A 17,439-nucleotide genomic window follows, 5' to 3' on the forward strand; every position below is an offset into this window, starting at 1 on the left:
CGGCGTGTATCCCCGATGTATGACAGAAGGCTGTCATGTTGACAGCTTGCTGTCAATAACTGAGGGTCTACCGCCGGGTAGGGCTTCCGGCCGCGACACCATGCCGATGAAAGTGGCCGAGGCCATACAAGGTGGCCATGTCCGACGACCCGGGCAGGTCCATACGCTGACCGCCATGACCCCTCATGCCGATCCGCAGGCAGGCGCGGCCGTGAAGGCCGCCGACCGTGCCCACGTGTTCCACTCCTGGTCCGCACAGGGCCTGATCGACCCGCTCGCCGTCGCCGGTGCCGAGGGTTCGTACTTCTGGGACTACGACGGGAACCGCTACCTCGACTTCACCAGCGGCCTCGTCTACACCAACATCGGGTACCAGCACCCGACGGTCATCGCGGCCATCCAGGAGCAGGCCGGGAAGCTGGCGACCTTCGCGCCCGCCTTCGCCGTCGACGTACGCTCCGAGGCCGCGCGTCTGATCGCCGAGCGGACCCCCGGTGACCTGGACAAGATCTTCTTCACCAACGGCGGCGCCGAGGCGGTCGAGAACGCCGTCCGTATGGCCCGGCTGCACACGGGCCGCGCGAAGGTGCTCTCCGCCTACCGCTCGTACCACGGCGCCACCTCCACCGCGATCAACCTGACCGGTGACCCGCGCCGCTGGGCCTCCGACACGGCATCCGCCGGTGTCGTCCACTTCTGGGCGCCCTTCCTCTACCGCTCGCCCTTCTACGCCGCCACGGAGGCGGAGGAGTGCGCGAGGGCGCTGGCGCATCTCGAGGACACCATCGCGTTCGAGGGGCCCGGGACGATCGCCGCGATCATCCTGGAGACCGTGCCCGGCACCGCCGGGATCATGACCCCGCCGCCCGGCTACCTCCAGGGCGTGCGGGAGATCTGCGACCGGTACGGCATCGTCTTCGTGCTCGACGAGGTCATGGCGGGCTTCGGGCGTACCGGCAAGTGGTTCGCCGCCGAGCACTTCGACGTCGTACCCGACCTGATGACCTTCGCGAAGGGCGTGAACTCGGGGTACGTGCCGCTCGGCGGGGTCGCGATCTCCGCCGAGATCGCCGCGACCTTCGACAAGCGCCCCTACCCGGGCGGCCTCACCTACTCCGGCCACCCGCTCGCCTGCGCGGCGGCCGTCGCCACCATCAAGGTGATGGAGGACGAGAAGGTCGTCGAGCAGGCGGCGCTGCTGGGCGAGAACGTGCTCGGACCCGGTCTGCGCGAGCTGGCCGAGCGCCATCCGTCGGTCGGCGAGGTGCGCGGCATGGGTGCCTTCTGGGCCCTGGATCTCGTACGCAACCGGGAGACGCGCGAGCCGCTCGTCCCGTACAACGCGTCGGGCGAGGCGAACGCGCCGATGGCGGCCTTCGGCGCCGCCTGCAAGAAGAACGGCCTGTGGCCCTTCATCAACATGAACCGCACCCACGCCGTCCCCGCCTGCAACATCAGCGAGGCCGAGGCGAAGGAAGGGCTCGCGGCCCTCGACACGGCGCTGGCGGTCGCGGACGAGCACGTCGTGGCGTAGGTCCTGACCAAGCCCTACCGGTCACGCCGGACCGGCAGGGCACGGCAGCCGCGGATCGCTCGCGGCGCGCCATGAGCACGGCACACCCAGGGTGGCGCGCCGCACGCGTGGACGGAATCGTCCCGCGTGCGGCGCGCCGACTTGTCTGCCGGGCCGGAGTACTCCCTCCGACGTGGCGAACCACACCAGAAAGGTCTCCTCCGGCTGGCTTAAGGTGTCGTGAACCTAACCGGAGGGGACCCAGAACATGCCCGCGAGCGCCGCTGTGACGCGCAGCACCCTGCGCCAGCAGATCGCGGACGCACTCCGCGAAGAGGTGCTGGCAGGGCGGTTGCAGCCGGGGCAGGAGCTCACGGTCAAGGAGATAGCCGCCACCTACGGGGTGTCCGCAACGCCCGTCAGGGAAGCGCTCGTCGACCTCACCGCACAGGGGCTGCTCGACTCCAACCAGCACCGCGGTTTCCAGGTGCACCGGTACTCGGTCGAGGACTTCCGGGGCATGGTCGAGGCACGGGCGCTCATCGTGGACGGCATATTCCGCCAGGACGGCGCCCCCCGGGCCGAAATGGCATCCGGCTCGGCCCTGCTGTCCGTGCGCCGCCGGGCCGAGGAGGCCTCGCGGGCGGCGCGTGCCGGTGACGTGGACATCCTCATCGGCTACGACCTGCGCTTCTGGCGGGAACTGGGCGCCATGGTCACCAACTCCTACATCGCCGACTTCCTGCACCGGCTCCGTGTGCAGGCCTGGGTGTTCGCGGTGCCCCATCTGCGCGGTGAGACCGACCCGAAGACCTGGCTGTGGAGCGGTCACGCGGACCTCGTGAACGCCATCACCCTCGGCGACGCCCGGATGGCCCGCGACCTGATCATCGACCACAACATCCACGCCCTGGCATGGGCGGACCGCCTGGAGCGGCGGGCCCAGTGCCCCCTGGATCCGCAGTGACCCGAGCCGCGGTGACGCGAGCCGCGGTGACGCGAACCGCCGTGACCGCTCAAGCGGCGTCCGGTCGGCGTGGCGGCCGGGCCGGGGTGTGCGCTGACTGTCCGGCGCGGCCCGGTAGCACTACGCTGTCCCGACCATCGCACAAACCCGCACAACCCGATGGAGAGCGAGCTCGTCTTGGCCTGTGACCTCTGGCTGGTCCCCCTCGTCGATGTGCTGTGCCACAGCCCGGACAACCCCTTCGCCGAAGAGATCGCGTCGTACGACAAGGCCCTCACCGAAGCGGGCCTGCCCACGATTCCCGTCTTCGCCTACATGCCGGGCCTCTCGGGAGACGTCGCACCCATCGCCGGCTTCGACTACGACGCCCTGCACTTCCTGCGCCGGGCGTATCTCCTCCAGCTCTGCGGTCTCGCGGTGACGCCCGTCGACGAACTGGGCGGCGACTACGAGCAGCTCCTGGAGATGTTCGAGGCGACGGCCCAGCAGTCCCACCTGGTCTGGCACTACGACCACGCGGGTGCGTACGTCCCCGTCGACTTCGAGGTCCCCCTGTCCAACGAGGAACTCCTCGCCGCCGGCGGTCCGCTGGGCTCCTCGCAGGGGCTGCTGCGGGAGCTCGAACTGGTGGCGCCCGCGATCGGCATCGACCCCGCCAACCCTCCCGCCGCCCCGGCCCCGCCGACCCGCCCCACCTCCCTCGAGGAGCCCGCGGGCCCGATCCCTTACGACGAAAGCCCCTTCGCACGCGAGCGCCACGTCTGGCTAGGCCTGCACGCGGCGGCCACCCGTAGCCTCGGCCAGGGCTCCATGATCATCTTCAGCTGACCGGCCGTGCGGGGCAGCGGACGACCGGTCCCGTGTGCGGCAGGCCGCGGCTCGCCGCCGCTCCTCCGGCCCGTCTGAGGCACCGTCACGCTACCGCGGCTCCGGTGGGCGCTGGCGCGGCATGTTCGGGCGGGCCGGAGGGGCGAGGGGGAAGCGGCCCGGGAAATGACCCGTGTCCTGGCGGGACGGTGACGAGGCGAGCGACTGTATGGCCAGCGGGGCGGGGCCGGAGCGGAATTCGACCATCCAGTCCGCCGTCTCGGCCCGTACCAGCTCGTTGACGTCCTCCGAGAAACGGCGCAGCACACCGAGGCACCGTTCCGCCGCCTCACTGGCCGTGCCCTCGGTCGGGCCCAGCACCTCGCGGACGCTCTCCGACGCCCAGTCGAACTGGAGGGCCAGCAGACGGCGCTGCACCGCGTGGGCGGTGGCCACGGACCTCATCCAGCCGGAGGTCAGACCGTAGTAGCGGTCGCAGGCCAGACAGGCCGCGGCCAGAAGCAGCGAGAGACAGCCCCACACGGCCGCCCCTGCCAGCACGTCCGTCAGATCCAGCAGGGGGAGTGCGGTGCCCGCGACCGCGCCCACTGCGGTGCCGGCGCGCAGCGCACGGGCCCAGCGCCGCTTGCGGGCGCGGTCGCGGAGATACCAGTCGGCGGTGCGCAGCGCGTTCGTCTCCACCCAGCGGTACAGCTCGTCGAGGCGCTGCGCGGGCTCTCCCCAGTCCCCGAGCGGGAAGGACCGTGCCGTCAGATCGCCGTGCCCGTCCTGCTCCGGGACGCCTCCGTCCCGAGCGACCCCGCTCTCCTCCCGGGCCGACCCCCCAGGCTGCATCTCCGGCTGGCTCACCGGGGCACTCCTCTGCGCTCTGCGTGACTGCACCGCCGCTGCGCGCTGTACGGCAGCACGGCGCGGCAGCTCTGCGTGACTAAGGACATAACCCTGCTAACCCTGCGTGACGTCCGGGGTGCCGTGGGGCGTGGTGCGCACGGCCTTCCTACCGCCCATCGGTGGGCCGTGGGGACGGGATCCCGGTATTTCCGCCCACACGAGCGGCACTGTCCGGTGCAGCAAGGGCGGGCGCTCTCACTCGAAAGAGTTGGTGCCGACCCCCTACGGAGCCGATGCCGACTGGGTGGGGCAAGCCGACCCATGACCACGTAGGCTCGGTTTACCGAACAATCGTCGTCGAAAAGCCAGGAGTGACCCGTGATTCCCGGTGGTGGTCAGCCCAATATGCAGCAGCTGCTCCAGCAGGCCCAGAAGATGCAGCAGGACCTTGCCCGGGCCCAGGAGGAGCTGGCGGCGACCGAGGTCGACGGCCAGGCGGGCGGCGGCCTCGTCAAGGCCACCGTGACCGGCTCGGGAGAGCTGCGTGCCCTCGTCATCGACCCCAAGGCGGTCGACCCGGAGGACACCGAGACCCTCGCCGATCTGGTCGTCGCCGCCGTCCAGGCCGCGAACGAGAACGCACAGCTGCTGCAGCAGCAGAAGCTCGGTCCGCTCACTCAGGGGCTGGGCGGCGGAGGCGGGATCCCCGGGCTGCCTTTCTAGGCTTTCCCCCGCCGTTACTTCCTCAGCCGCGCGCGGACCAACTACCGTAACCGGCACCGACTACCGTAGCCGTCGAAGCATTCCCGGAGAGGCGTTCCGTTGTACGAAGGCGTGGTTCAGGACCTCATCGACGAACTGGGCAGGCTGCCCGGCGTCGGTCCCAAGAGCGCGCAGCGGATCGCCTTCCACATCCTGCAGGCGGAGCCGACCGACGTCCGCCGTCTCGCCAACGCCCTCCTCGAGGTGAAGGACAAGGTCCGCTTCTGCGCCGTGTGCGGCAATGTCGCTCAGCAGGAGCAGTGCGCCATCTGCCGGGACGCCCGTCGCGACCTGGCCGTCATCTGTGTGGTCGAGGAGCCCAAGGACGTCGTGGCGATCGAGCGGACGCGTGAGTTCCGCGGTCGCTACCACGTACTGGGCGGTGCGATCAGTCCGATCGAAGGCGTCGGCCCGGACGATCTGCGCATCCGGGAGCTGCTCGCGCGGCTCGCGGACGGCACGGTCACCGAGCTGATCCTGGCGACCGACCCCAATCTCGAGGGGGAGGCGACCGCCACCTACCTGGCGCGCATGATCAAGCCCATGGGGCTGAAGGTGACGCGTCTCGCCAGCGGACTTCCCGTTGGCGGCGATCTGGAATACGCCGACGAGGTCACGCTCGGACGTGCCTTCGAGGGGAGACGACTTCTCGATGTCTGACGCAACGCTCCACTCCGCCACGCAGGACCCGGACGACTTCGCCGTCCAGATCGCCGACTCGATCGAGAGCTTCATCGTGGCCACCACGGAAGTGGCGAAGGGCGACGAGCCGGACAGCGCCGTGCCCTTCCTGCTGCTGGAGATCTCGCAACTGCTCCTGGCCGGGGGCAGGCTCGGCGCGCACGAGGACATCGTCCCGGAGGAGCGCTACGAGGTGGACACGGGCCCGGATCTGGAGGTCGACGAGCTGCGCGAGCGGTTCGCCGTACTGCTCGACCCGATCGACGTCTTCTCCGAGGTCTTCGACCCGTACGAGCCGCGCAAGGCGCCGGTGCCGTGCCGGATCTCCGACAACCTGGCGGACATCATCACGGACCTCGGACACGGACTGGCCCACTACCGCGGGGGCAGGACCACCGAGGCGCTGTGGTGGTGGCAGTTCTCGTACTTCTCCAACTGGGGCCCGACCGCTTCGGCGACGCTGCGCGCGCTCCAGTCCCTGGTCTCCCATGTCCGTCTCGACCAGCCGCTGCAGGAGCTGGACGGGCTGGACACGGACGAGGACCTGGCGGAGGACGACCTCGCCGAAGAGGCGGGGCGTGTCATGGCGCAGGAGATCGCGAAGCCGCTGGGGCTTCGCACGGCACGCTGAAGCGGCCCCCTCGGGGGACCTGCGAGACCTCATGCCCGGCCGGATCACGGCCGGGCATCGTCGTACCCGCGACCGGATTGCCGGGGACGCCGGAGTGAGGGATGCCACATTCCGGCGTGCCCGTACCCGCACCGGGAAGGAACGGTCTGGAGTGGCCAGGAGCGCCCCGCCCGCGAGAGCGTGGGACACACGCGGGTTATCGCTTCGTGAGCGGGACATCTCACGATGCGATACGCAGGGGGCGTTCCCGGCTTGCTCGTTAGACTGAGCCGACCGCAGTGATGACTGCGGCAGAGACCGAGCGAGGAGCGCACGTGGGCCTTGTCGTGCAGAAGTACGGAGGCTCCTCCGTTGCCGATGCCGAAGGCATCAAGCGCGTCGCCAAGCGGATCGTCGATGCCAAGAAGAACGGCCACCAGGTGGTCGTCGTGGTCTCGGCGATGGGCGACACGACGGACGAGTTGATCGATCTCGCCGAGCAGGTTTCCCCGATTCCTGCCGGGCGTGAATTCGACATGCTGCTGACCGCCGGAGAGCGGATCTCCATGGCCCTGCTGGCGATGGCGATCAAAAACCTGGGCCACGAGGCCCAGTCGTTCACGGGCAGCCAGGCCGGCGTCATCACCGACTCGGTCCACAACAAGGCGCGCATCATCGATGTCACGCCGGGCCGTATCCGCACGGCTCTCGACGAGGGCAACATCGCCATCGTCGCGGGCTTCCAGGGTGTGTCCCAGGACAAGAAGGACATCACCACCCTCGGTCGCGGCGGGTCCGACACGACCGCCGTCGCGCTGGCCGCGGCGCTGGACGCCGAGGTCTGTGAGATCTACACCGATGTCGACGGCGTCTTCACCGCCGACCCGCGGGTCGTGAAGAAGGCCCGCAAGATCGACTGGATCTCCTTCGAGGACATGCTGGAGCTCGCCAGCTCCGGCTCCAAGGTGCTGCTGCACCGCTGCGTCGAGTACGCACGCCGCTACAACATCCCGATCCACGTCCGCTCGTCCTTCTCGGGGCTGCAGGGCACCTGGGTCAGCAACGAACCGCACTCCGAGCAAGGAGCCCGCAAGGTGGAGCAGGCCATCATCTCCGGTGTCGCCCACGACACCTCCGAGGCGAAGATCACCGTCGTCGGCGTGCCGGACAAGCCGGGCGAGGCCGCCGCGATCTTCCGTGCCATCGCGGACAACGAGATCAACATCGACATGGTGGTCCAGAACGTCTCCGCCGCGTCCACCGGCCTTACCGACATCTCCTTCACCCTCCCCAAGACCGAGGGCCGCAAGGCGATCGACGCACTGGAGAAGACGAAGAGCGCCATCGGTTTTGAATCGCTGCGCTACGACGACCAGATCGCCAAGATCTCGCTGGTCGGCGCCGGGATGAAGACCAACCCCGGTGTCACCGCGTCGTTCTTCGAGGCCCTCTCGGACGCCGGTGTGAACATCGAGCTGATCTCGACCTCCGAGATCCGCATCTCGGTGGTCACGCGCGCGGACGACGTCAACGAGGCGGTACGCGCCGTCCACACCGCCTTCGGTCTCGACAGCGACTCCGACGAAGCGGTCGTCTACGGAGGCACCGGGCGGTGAGCCGCAAGCCGTCGCTGGCGGTCGTCGGTGCGACCGGGGCCGTCGGCGCGGTGATGCTCCAGATCCTGTCGCAGCACGCGGACGTCTGGGGCGAGATACGCCTGGTCGCGTCGTCGCGTTCGGTCGGCCGCAAGCTGGCCGTGCGCGGCGAGGAGACCGAGGTCGTCGCGCTCTGCGAGGAAGCGCTGACGGGCATCGACGTGGCGCTGTTCCTGGTGCCGTCCGACGTGGCCGCCCGATGGGCGCCCATCGCCGTCGCCAAGGGCGCGGTGGTGGTGGACAATTCGGCCGCGTTCCGGATGGACCCGGACGTTCCCCTCGTCGTCCCCGAGATCAATCCGCATGCGCTGCGCGTGCGTCCGCGCGGCATCGTGGCGAGCCCCGGCTGCACCACCCTGGCGATGATCGTCACGGTCGGCGCGCTCCACGCCGAGTTCGGTGTGGACGAACTGGTCGTCACGGCCTTCCAGGCGGTCAGCGGCGCGGGGCAGGGCGGGGTCGACGCGCTGCGCACCCAGCTCGCGCTGGTCGCGGGCACGGAGCTGGGCACCAGTCCCGGTGATGTGCGCCGGGCCGTCGGCGACGGCACCGGCCCCTTCCCCGGGCCCATGGCGCTCAATGTGGTGCCGTGGGCGGGGGAGCTCGCCGAGTACGGCTGGTCGTCGGAGGAACAGGCGATCCGGGCCGAGACCCGCAAGATCCTCGGTCTGCCCGAACTCAGGGTCTCCGCGACCTGTGTACGGGTGCCGGTCGTCACCGCGCACTCCGTCTCCCTGCACGTCCGCTTCGAGCGCGAGGTGGGCGTCGACCGGGCTCACGAGATCCTGGCGACCGCGCCCGGGGTGGTGCTCTTCGACGACCCCGCGGCGGGCGAGTTCCCCACGCCCGCCGATGTCGTGGGTACCGATCCGACCTGGGTGGGGCGGGTCCGGCGGGCCATGGACGACGACCGTGCGCTCGAACTCTTCGTATGCGGGGACAATCTCCGCAAAGGTGCCGCACTGAACACCGCTCAGATCGCCGAGGCCATCGCCCGCACCCTCGCCGGAACGGACGCGGGGCGCGAGGCCGCACCGGCTGCCGGCGACCGTCCCGGGCTTGCCGAAGGGTTCGAAGGGGCCGTCGTGGGGGAGTGCTGAACCACCCCGCCCTCAGGCCTTTGTAGGATCTGTGAACGCCCTGTGGTCAAGTCGGGCAGCAAGTTGCTTGCATGTGCCACTTGAACTGGGGTCCTGGCATGTTCGACGATGCTTTCCTGCCAGTCCGGAACCGGGGGTCGGTCGGGGAACGTCTTTGCGGTCGCCCTTTCACGGTGCCGCGTTGTATGGGGCATTGGGGAAGAGCGAGTACGCATGAGGGCATACGGTGCATCGTCGGGTGCGGTGCGGTGCGCGTACAACCCTGACGGGGGGAAGCGTGTCCAACAGGCGTGGCAGAGGTACTCGACATCACAGCGGTGGTCCCGGTCCGCGGCGGCACGGCCTTGTTCCCGTCCGCCCGCGCCGTCGGCATGGCACCGGCTCCCGGAGCAACCGTGCAACCGCTCCGGCGGCCCCGTGCCGTCGGCGGCATGCCGGTGATCGCCCCGATGCCTGCCGCGCGTCCCACCCGCATGCCGTCCCAGCGCGAGGACGCTGACGAGACGATGGCTGCGGGCACCACCGTCGATCACCTCACCGAGACCTACCGCGCCCACTACCGCTCTCTGCTGGGCCTCGCGGCGCTGCTGCTCGACGACACCGCGTCGTGCGAGGACGTGGTCCAGGAGGCCTTCATCCGCGTCCACTCGGCGCGCAACCGGGTCCGGGACCCGCAGAAGACCCTGGCGTATCTCCGGCAGACCGTGGTGAATCTGTCCCGCTCCGCGCTGCGCCGCCGGATCCTCGGGCTGAAGCTGCTCACCAAGCCGATGCCGGACATGGCGAGCGCCGAGGAGGGGGCGTACGACCAGCTGGAGCGCGACGCGTTGATCAAGGCGATGCGCGGGCTGCAGCGGCGCCAGCGGGAGGTCCTCGTCCTGCGGTACTTCGCGGACATGACCGAGGCCCAGGTCGCCGAGACGCTGGGCATATCCCTGGGATCGGTGAAGGCGTACGGCTCGCGCGGCATCGCCGCGCTGCGAGTCGCCATGGGAGCCTCGGCATGAACGGGCGCCGGCACGAGAGGGAACACGGGCGGGAACACGAGCCCGGACACGATCGTGAGCGGGAAACTGAGCAGTACGGGCCGGACGGGCCGTTGAACGACCGGACTGGGAACGACATTGTGAACCACGGGCCACAGCACCATCTGCACCACGGGCCTGACGACGACACACCCGCGGACGGGCCCGGCTCTCATGCCCGGACCCCTTCGGGCGGCGGCACGCTCGGCAGCGGCGCCTCCCGCGGTGAACGACCCGGTGGTGACGGATCCGACGACGACGACGTGTTCGGCCTCGACGAACCGGCGCTGCGGCAGCTGCTGCAGAGCGCGGTGGGGGACCTCGCGCCCTCGGACGGGGCGCTGGACCGTCTGCGCCAGGCGGTGCCCGCACGACGCGCCCGCAAGCGCCAGGCGGTCGTCGGCGTGGCGGCATCGGTGGTCCTCCTGGGCGCCGCGGTACCCGCCTTCGTCCATGTCGCCGAATCCGGCGGCCTGTCCCCGGCCAAGCCCGTCAACGCGGGGCACGGCGAGCAGGCCCAGGGCGGCACCGGTTCCGCACACGGTGAGAACGGCGGCGAGTCCGGACCCGACGGCTCGGGCCACGGACGCAAGCAGGATGTCCCGGGCACGCCCGACGGAAGCCGTGCGGCGGACGAGGCCGGCGGCGCGCCGGCCGTGCCGGCCCCGGGCGCCAAGGTCATTCCCCGGGAGAGCATCCCGCCCGCGACGCCCACCTGCGAGTCCTCGCAGCTCGGTGTGAACCGGACGGAGGTCGGCGCACCCGACGCCGAGGGCAAGGTGTACGGCCTGGTGCGCGTCGCCAATGTCTCGGGCACCGGATGTGCGATCACCGCTGACGGCACGGTCGCCTTCCAGGCGTCGGGCGCCGCGGATGCCTCGAAGATCAGTGTGATGGCGCACAAGGCGGGCGACCCGGCGACCGGACTGCCCGATCCGGGTGCCGAACCCGTCGCCCTGCTGCTGGAGCCGACGGCGTCGTACGAGGTGAAGTTCGCCTTCGTGCCTTCGAGTACCTGCTCCACATCGGGTGCCTCGCCCGATCCGACGCCCACGGAGGGTGGCGCTTCGGGGACGACGGACAGCTCGGGAGCGGGCGCCCAGCCGCAGCTCTCGTCCGCCGACGGCCCGGTGGACGGCAGCATCACGGTCTCGCACGTCCCCGCCGCGGGTGGCCCCTCGGCCGAGGCCGCGATCCCGAACGCCTGCGCCGGCACGATTTACCACACGGGCGTCATCACCGCCCCGTAGCGCAGGTCGCAGACACAGCGCCGGGCCGGATGACGCAGGGCCGGCGGGTCAGGCCGCCGGGCCGGGCCGGGAGCTCAGGGGGTGAGGCGCGCCCGGGCCTCACGGTGTGGGGTCGAGCCCCAGGGCCGCGTCCTTCGCCGCCTCCGCCTCGCGCCGGACGAAGCGGAACCACATGAACACCACGAAGCCGGCGAAGGCGAACCACTCCAGGGTGTAGCCGAGGTTCTGGAACGCCTTCAGGTCGAGCTCGCTGCCCTGCGGCGCGGCCGCGGGCACGGGCTTCAGACCGTCCGGCGCGGCGGTGAGGGTGATCCAGGCGTCATAGACCTGGTCCGGCACCAGATTGACCAGCGCCGCGGCACTGATCATGCCCACCTGGCCGGGCGGCAGGCCGCCCGCGGTGTTCACCCCGTCCGTGCCCGGTGTCTCCGACGCCTGGAGCGCACCGACGACCGTCACCTCACCGGAGGGCACGGCGGGCGCCTTCGCCCCGGTGGGCAGCCATCCCCGGACGACCGGCACCGCCTTGCCACTTCCGGTGCGCAGAAGGGTCAGCACATACGCGCCGCGCTTCCCGTCCAGTTCCCGGTCCGGGACGAGGAACTGCGCCCCGTACCGCCCCGTCGCCGTCGCCGCACGGCCCGAGGTCTCCGTGTCGACGGGCAGAAGCTCGGCGAGCGGTACGGGCTTGCGCGTGCCCGGGTCAGGCCGCTGCTGTGCGGCCTGATGGGTGTTGACGCGGTCCTCGAACCGGCCGAGCTGCCAGGTCCCCATGAAGATGCAGAAGGGGATGCTCAGCAGCACGAAGACATTGATCCCCAACCAGCGGGGCGACAGCAGGAACCGGTACACCCCTCCACGGTACGGAACGCCCCGCTTTCCTCCTTCCCCGGGGCCCGCTGCCGGCGACTTCGCCGGCCTGGTGCCGGCAGCCCTCGACGGGACCGGCCCCGGGGAGGCAGCCGCGCCGAACCGATCCGCCGGACCGATCCGCCGGACCATCCGCCGTGCGGCCCGCCGCGCGCCCCGCCGCCCCCCGTCTCAGTGGCCTTGTGCGTGTTCCTCACGGCCCTCGGCTGCACCGGGCATCCCCAGATGCCTGGCCGCGAAGTCCAGCTCGAGCCGCACCTGCTTGATCCGCTCCTCCACCACCAGCGATCCGTGCCCCGCGTCGTACCGGTACACCTCGTGGACCGCGCCTCTGGCCGCCAGCCTGTCCACGAAGTTCTCGACCTGGCGTATGGGGCAGCGGGGGTCGTTGACCCCGGCGGAGATATAGACCGGCGCCCTGACCGCGTCCACGTACGTCAGCGGCGAAGAGGCCTCGTACCGCTCGGGGACCTCCTCCGGCGTCCCGCCCATCAGCGTGCGGTCCATCGCCTTCAGGGCCTCCATCTCGTCCTTGTAGGCCGTGACGTAGTCCGCGACCGGCACCGCGGCGAGCCCCAGTGCCCAGGCGTCCGGCTGCGTCCCCAGGCCCAGCAGTGTGAGGTAGCCGCCCCACGATCCGCCCGCGAGCACCAGCCTCGCCGGATCGGCCAGTCCCGACTCCACGGCCCACTCGCGGACCGCGGCGATGTCCTCGAGCTCGATCAGACCGACCCGGTGCCTGAGCGCGTCCGTCCACTCGCGCCCGTATCCGGTCGAGCCCCGGTAGTTCACCCGGATCACCGCATAACCGTGGTCGACCCAGGCCGCGGGTCCGGCCGCGAAGGCGTCGCTGTCGTGCCAGGTCGGACCGCCGTGGATCTCGAAGACCGTCGGGAAGGGCCCTGTGCCGGACGGTCGCTGCACCAGCGCGTGGACCCGCCCGCCCGGACCGTCCACCCAGACGTCCTCGACCTTCACCGAACCGGGGGCCTTCATCCCCGGAGGGTCCAGCACCTCACGGCCCGCCGTGGAGCGCAGCCCCGGCGGATGCGCGGCGGAGGACCACATGTACTCCACCGACCCGTCGGGCCTGGCCGTCGCACCCGAGACCGTCCCCGGCGGCGTCTCCACCCGGCTCAGCTCATGGGTGACCGGGTCGAAGCGCCACAGCTCGCTGCGCGCCTCGAAGCTGTGCCCGATCAGCAGGGCCGATCCGTCCGGATACCACTCGGCGCTCACATCGCCGGGCAGCTCGATCGCCAGGTCCGTCTCCTCGCCCGACACGACGTCCCACAGCATCGGCTCCCAGCGTCCGCGCCGCTGATGGCAGACGAGCAGCCGGGTGTCCCCGTCCACCGGTGAGAAACCGAGCACTTCGAGGCCGAGCTCCACCGAGCCGTTCTCCGTGTCGTCGAGCTCCGCCACCGTCGTGCAGCCCGCACCGCCTTCGGCGTGGGAACTGCCCCCGATCCGGACCACGCGCAGCGACGGGTGCATGGCGTCACCGTGCTCCGTGTGCTCTATCGCGAGCAGCGTCCCGTCCCGCGAGAGATCGCCGACCCCCGCCGACTCACGGTGCCGGTAGATCTCGACGGGCTCAGCCCCGGGCCGTACGAGATGGACCGTGGTCCCGTCCTCGTCCGTCGAGCGGCCCACCACCGCCGTGCCGTCCCTGCCGAGCGCCAGCCCGGCCGAGTAGGAGGCCGCGAGCCCGGGCGCGGCCGGCTCGTCGGCGCCGCCGCGGAAGGGCTGCCGCATCCACACCCCGAACTCGTCACCGTCCCGGTCCGAGAACCACCAGATCCACTCGCCGTCCGGCGTGAGCACACCGTCCGTCGTCCCGTTCGGCCGGTCGGTGACCTGGCGCCGCTCTCCGCTCGTCCGGTCCCACGCGTACAGCTCGTAGGTCCCCGTGGCGTTCGACACGAAGAGCGAGCGGGCCGGGGCGTCCTCCGCCCAGTCGGGCAGGGAGACGCGCGGTGCGCGAAAGCGCTGCTCCCAGGTGGGTATGGCCGGTTCGGACAACGGATCGGCCGCCCGGCCGACGGGCTGCCCGGAAGGCAGCGCGGACTCGGTGATCTCAGTCATGCCCCCCATTCTGCGCCGGACCGCCCACATTCCGGCGAGGCCGTCCGCAGCCTGTGGAAAACCTGCGCTCCGGACGCCTCCGCAGCAGGTGGGCGCGGTGCCGCGCCCATCCGGCCACTCGCGATCACCACGGGGTTCACCGCGGCGGCTCTGGGCACGTGCCCCTTCGGACGTGGACGGTCCGCGACCACTGGAAGGTTGGAGACGGCATGACCCTGCTGCTCGGCGCGCGGGAACTGGACGGGCTGCTCGGCGTGGAGCCGTCTCTCAGGACCCTTCGCGACGGGTTCCTCGGCGGCGCGGGCGCGGGCGGCGAGGCCCGGCGCGTGCGCCAGGAACTGCCGGCACCCGGCACGGCCATGGTGCTGCTCCCGGGTCTTCTGCCCGGAGTCCCCGCGTACACGGTCAAGGTGAACGCGAAGTACCCCGGTGCGCAGCCGGCGATCTCCGGCATCATCTGTCTGCAGGATCTGCACGACGGACGGCTGCTGGGCGTCCTCGACTCCTCGTGGGTGACCGCATGGCGGACGGGCCTCTCCGCCGCCCTCGGGATCCACCACCTCGCTCGCAGTCCGCTGCGCACCCTGGGTGTCATCGGTGCCGGCGTCCAGGCGAGGACGACCGTGCGCGGCCTGAGGGCACTGCGCGACGTCCCCCAGGCCGTCATCCACGACAGCGTCGCCGAGCGTGCCCACCGGCTCGCCGCGGCATGGCAACGCGCCGGAATCCACTGCCAGGTGGCCGACAGCCCGCGGGACGTCGCCGCGCTCAGCGACGCGTTGCTGATCGCCACCTGGGCACGCGAGCCCCTGCTGTACCTCGACGACATCCGGCCCGGTGTGCACATCACCTCGCTCGGCGCGGACGAACCGGGCAAGCAGGAGCTCGATCCCGAACTGCTGCGCCACGCACGGCTCTTCGTGGACGACGTGCACCTGTCCCTGTCGTCGGGGGTGCTCGGCAGCGCCGGTCTCGAAGCCGGCGGTGTCGCGGGCACGCTGGCCGATGTCCTCGCCGACCGGGTCACCGGGTGCGTCGCGCAGGACGCGGACGTGACCGTCTACAGCCCCGTCGGTCTGCCCTGGCAGGATCTGGCCGTCTGCTGGGACGCGTACCGCAGCGCCCGTGACCGGCGGGACACCCCGCGGTTCCGGTTCCAGGGCCCGCCCGCCGAGACGTTCGCCGGCGCCAGGACACAGGCCCCGTGACCGCCGCCGGCCCGACGGCGGTCGGCCCGGTCGTGCCCGACCGCTGCCCGTGGTGGCCTGCCGTCGGCCGCAGGCCCCGGAAAACCTGTGGAAGGACGAGAAGCCCGGTTCGATACGATGCCAGAGGCCGGCGGCGCACCAGTTCGTCACCCTGTGTGATGCGTCCGGGCGACCCGAATGATCGTGTCGGCCGCAGCTTCCCCGCCTGGCCCGCCGTGGCCACCCGCCACCGGCGCCGTACGTACGGAATGGAGCATCCGAGGATGGCTCGACACCTGGTAACCAGCGCGCTTCCCTACATCAACGGGATCAAGCACCTGGGCAACATGGTCGGGTCGATGCTCCCGGCGGACGTGTACGCCCGGTACCTCCGCCAGCGCGGTCACGACGTCCTCTACATCTGCGCCACCGACGAGCACGGCACTCCGGCCGAGCTGGCCGCCAAGGAAGCCGGGCTTTCCGTCGCCGAGTTCTGCGCGCAGGCGCATGACGCGCAGAAGGCCGTGTACGACGGCTTCGAGCTGTCCTTCGACTACTTCGGGCGCAGTTCCTCGCGGCAGAACGTGGAGATCACCCAGCACTTCGCGCGCAAGCTCGCCGAGAACGGCTTCATCGAGGAGCGCGCCGTCCGCCAGGTGTACTCACCGGTCGACGGCCGTTTCCTCCCGGACCGTTATGTGGAGGGCACCTGTCCGCACTGCGGATACGACAAGGCCCGCGGTGACCAGTGCGAGAACTGCACCCGGGTGCTCGACCCGACCGACCTGATCGGTCCGCGCTCCGCGATCAGCGGCTCCACGGAGCTCGAGGTCCGCGAGACCAAGCATCTCTTCCTGCTGCAGTCCAAGCTGCAGCACGAGGTCGAGGCGTGGATCGACGCGGTCGGTGGCGAGTGGCCGCAGCTGTCCTCGTCCATCGCGCGCAAGTGGCTGACCGAGGGACTGCACGACCGCGCGATCACCCGCGATCTGGACTGGGGTGTTCCGGTCCCGGCCGACACCTGGCCGGACCTCGCCGCCGAGGGCAAGGTCTTCTACGTCTGGTTCGACGCCCCGATCGAGTACATCGGTGCGACGAAGGAGTGGGCGGACGCGGCCGCGGACGGCGACAGGCGCGACTGGAAGTCGTGGTGGTACGAGGCCGACGACACCGTCCGCTACACCCAGTTCATGGCCAAGGACAACGTCCCCTTCCACACCGTGATGTTCCCGGCCACCGAGCTCGGTGTGCGTGAGCCGTGGAAGAAGGTCGACCTCGTCAAGGGCTTCAACTGGCTGACGTACTACGGCGGCAAGTTCTCCACGTCCCAGAAGCGCGGTGTGTTCACGGACGCGGCCCTGGAGATCCTGCCCGCCGACTACTGGCGCTACTTCCTGATCGCCAACGCCCCCGAGTCCGACGACTCCTCGTTCACCTGGGAGCACTTCACCGCCACGGTCAACAAGGACCTGGCCGACACCCTCGGCAACTTCGTCAACCGTGTGCTGTCCTTCTCCCGCAAGAGGTTCGGCGACGAGGTCCCCGCGGGACACACGGCCGGTGAGGCCGAATCCAGGCTGGGCGAGGAGGTCGCACGGCTGCTCGCCGACTACGAGGAGCAGATGGAGGCCCTGCAGTTCCGCAAGGCCGCCGCGGCGCTGCGGGCCCTGTGGTCCGCGGGCAACTCCTACCTGGAGGAGAAGGCCCCCTGGCTGGAGATCAAGACCGACCCGGACGGCGCCGCGCTCACCCTGCGCACCGCGATGAACCTGATCCATCTCTACGCGGTCGTCTCCGAGCCGTTCATCCCGGCGACGGCGGCCGCGATGCGGGGAGCCTTCGCCCTCGCGGACGACACCGCGAGCTGGGTGACCGCCGGGCAGGCAGCGGCCCTGGACGCCGTTCCGGCCGGGACCGCGTTCACCGTCCCGCCGGTCCTCTTCGCGAAGATCACGGAGGAGGACCTCGAGTCCTACCGCGACCGGTTCGGCGGCGCCGAGCCCGTCTGACCGCGCTGCCGCCCGGCTCCCACCGGGCAGCACACGGCGGGAACGGCCGACCGGTTACGGGTT

15 protein-coding genes are annotated in these 17,439 nt (G+C 70.7%); 12 read left to right on the plus strand and 3 right to left on the minus strand.

Translation table 11 applies throughout. The features are described from left to right. Nucleotides 1-175 precede the first annotated feature (175 nt). From ACTWOL_RS20500 to ACTWOL_RS20510, 3 genes are all read left to right on the plus strand, one after another. Entirely contained in the window at nt 176-1,534 is a 1,359-nt protein-coding gene (locus ACTWOL_RS20500) for an aminotransferase class III-fold pyridoxal phosphate-dependent enzyme (RefSeq protein WP_474298220.1), read from the plus strand. Nucleotides 1,535-1,781: 247 nt separating this feature from the next. Further along, nucleotides 1,782-2,480: a GntR family transcriptional regulator gene (locus ACTWOL_RS20505; protein WP_474298221.1), complete on the plus strand. Its 699-nt coding sequence runs from the start codon at nt 1,782-1,784 to the stop codon at nt 2,478-2,480. 159 nt (nt 2,481-2,639) lie between these two features. Then, nucleotides 2,640-3,308 carry a hypothetical protein gene (locus ACTWOL_RS20510; protein ID WP_474298222.1) on the plus strand — a complete coding sequence of 223 codons (669 nt, stop codon included), beginning with the start codon at nt 2,640-2,642 and terminating at the stop codon, nt 3,306-3,308. A 90-nt stretch (nt 3,309-3,398) separates the two neighbouring features. On the opposite strand, the gene ACTWOL_RS20515 is transcribed toward ACTWOL_RS20510, so the two are convergent. Continuing rightward, nucleotides 3,399-4,157, minus strand: a complete 759-nt coding sequence (locus ACTWOL_RS20515; protein WP_474298223.1) for an SLATT domain-containing protein — start codon at nt 4,155-4,157, stop codon at nt 3,399-3,401. A 387-nt stretch (nt 4,158-4,544) separates the two neighbouring features. Here ACTWOL_RS20515 and ACTWOL_RS20520 point away from each other — a divergent pair, with 387 nt between their 5' ends. From ACTWOL_RS20520 to ACTWOL_RS20550, 7 genes are all read left to right on the plus strand, one after another. Continuing rightward, complete coding sequence (locus ACTWOL_RS20520) at nt 4,545-4,862, plus strand: YbaB/EbfC family nucleoid-associated protein (protein ID WP_474301208.1); 318 nt, start codon at nt 4,545-4,547, stop codon at nt 4,860-4,862. Between the two features lie 99 nt (nt 4,863-4,961). After that, a complete protein-coding gene (recR, locus tag ACTWOL_RS20525; protein WP_474298224.1) occupies nt 4,962-5,561 on the plus strand; it encodes a recombination mediator RecR in 600 nt (199 codons plus the stop codon). Next, a complete protein-coding gene (locus ACTWOL_RS20530; RefSeq protein ID WP_474298225.1) occupies nt 5,554-6,213 on the plus strand; it encodes a DUF5063 domain-containing protein in 660 nt (219 codons plus the stop codon). Before recR ends, ACTWOL_RS20530 begins: the two co-directional genes overlap by 8 nt. Nucleotides 6,214-6,527: 314 nt before the next feature. Then, nucleotides 6,528-7,808 carry an aspartate kinase gene (locus tag ACTWOL_RS20535; RefSeq protein ID WP_474298226.1) on the plus strand — a complete coding sequence of 427 codons (1,281 nt, stop codon included), beginning with the start codon at nt 6,528-6,530 and terminating at the stop codon, nt 7,806-7,808. Continuing rightward, nucleotides 7,805-8,947: an aspartate-semialdehyde dehydrogenase gene (locus tag ACTWOL_RS20540; protein ID WP_474298227.1), complete on the plus strand. Its 1,143-nt coding sequence runs from the start codon at nt 7,805-7,807 to the stop codon at nt 8,945-8,947. The genes ACTWOL_RS20535 and ACTWOL_RS20540 overlap by 4 nt, the downstream gene beginning before the upstream one ends. Nucleotides 8,948-9,237: 290 nt before the next feature. After that, nucleotides 9,238-9,954 carry a SigE family RNA polymerase sigma factor gene (locus tag ACTWOL_RS20545; protein WP_474298228.1) on the plus strand — a complete coding sequence of 239 codons (717 nt, stop codon included), beginning with the start codon at nt 9,238-9,240 and terminating at the stop codon, nt 9,952-9,954. A gap of 119 nt (nt 9,955-10,073) precedes the next feature. Next, nucleotides 10,074-11,222 carry a hypothetical protein gene (locus ACTWOL_RS20550; protein WP_474298229.1) on the plus strand — a complete coding sequence of 383 codons (1,149 nt, stop codon included), beginning with the start codon at nt 10,074-10,076 and terminating at the stop codon, nt 11,220-11,222. A 99-nt stretch (nt 11,223-11,321) separates the two neighbouring features. Here ACTWOL_RS20550 and ACTWOL_RS20555 read toward each other — a convergent pair whose 3' ends face one another. Both ACTWOL_RS20555 and ACTWOL_RS20560 read right to left on the minus strand, forming a co-directional pair. Next, nucleotides 11,322-12,074, minus strand: a complete 753-nt coding sequence (locus ACTWOL_RS20555; RefSeq protein WP_474298230.1) for an SURF1 family protein — start codon at nt 12,072-12,074, stop codon at nt 11,322-11,324. A gap of 189 nt (nt 12,075-12,263) precedes the next feature. Continuing rightward, nucleotides 12,264-14,180, minus strand: coding sequence for a S9 family peptidase (locus ACTWOL_RS20560; protein WP_474298231.1), 1,917 nt, complete (start codon nt 14,178-14,180; stop codon nt 12,264-12,266). Nucleotides 14,181-14,389: 209 nt separating this feature from the next. On the opposite strand from ACTWOL_RS20560, the gene ACTWOL_RS20565 reads away from it, so the two are divergent. Both ACTWOL_RS20565 and metG read left to right on the plus strand, forming a co-directional pair. After that, nucleotides 14,390-15,388: an ornithine cyclodeaminase family protein gene (locus ACTWOL_RS20565; protein WP_474298232.1), complete on the plus strand. Its 999-nt coding sequence runs from the start codon at nt 14,390-14,392 to the stop codon at nt 15,386-15,388. A 263-nt stretch (nt 15,389-15,651) separates the two neighbouring features. Continuing rightward, the gene (metG, locus tag ACTWOL_RS20570) at nt 15,652-17,376 is read left to right on the plus strand and encodes a methionine--tRNA ligase (protein ID WP_474298233.1); all 1,725 of its coding nucleotides are present in this window, start codon (nt 15,652-15,654) and stop codon (nt 17,374-17,376) included. The last annotated feature ends 63 nt before the right edge of the window (nt 17,377-17,439 follow it).

The sequence above is a fragment of the Micromonospora sp. IBHARD003 genome (genome assembly GCF_056106285.1).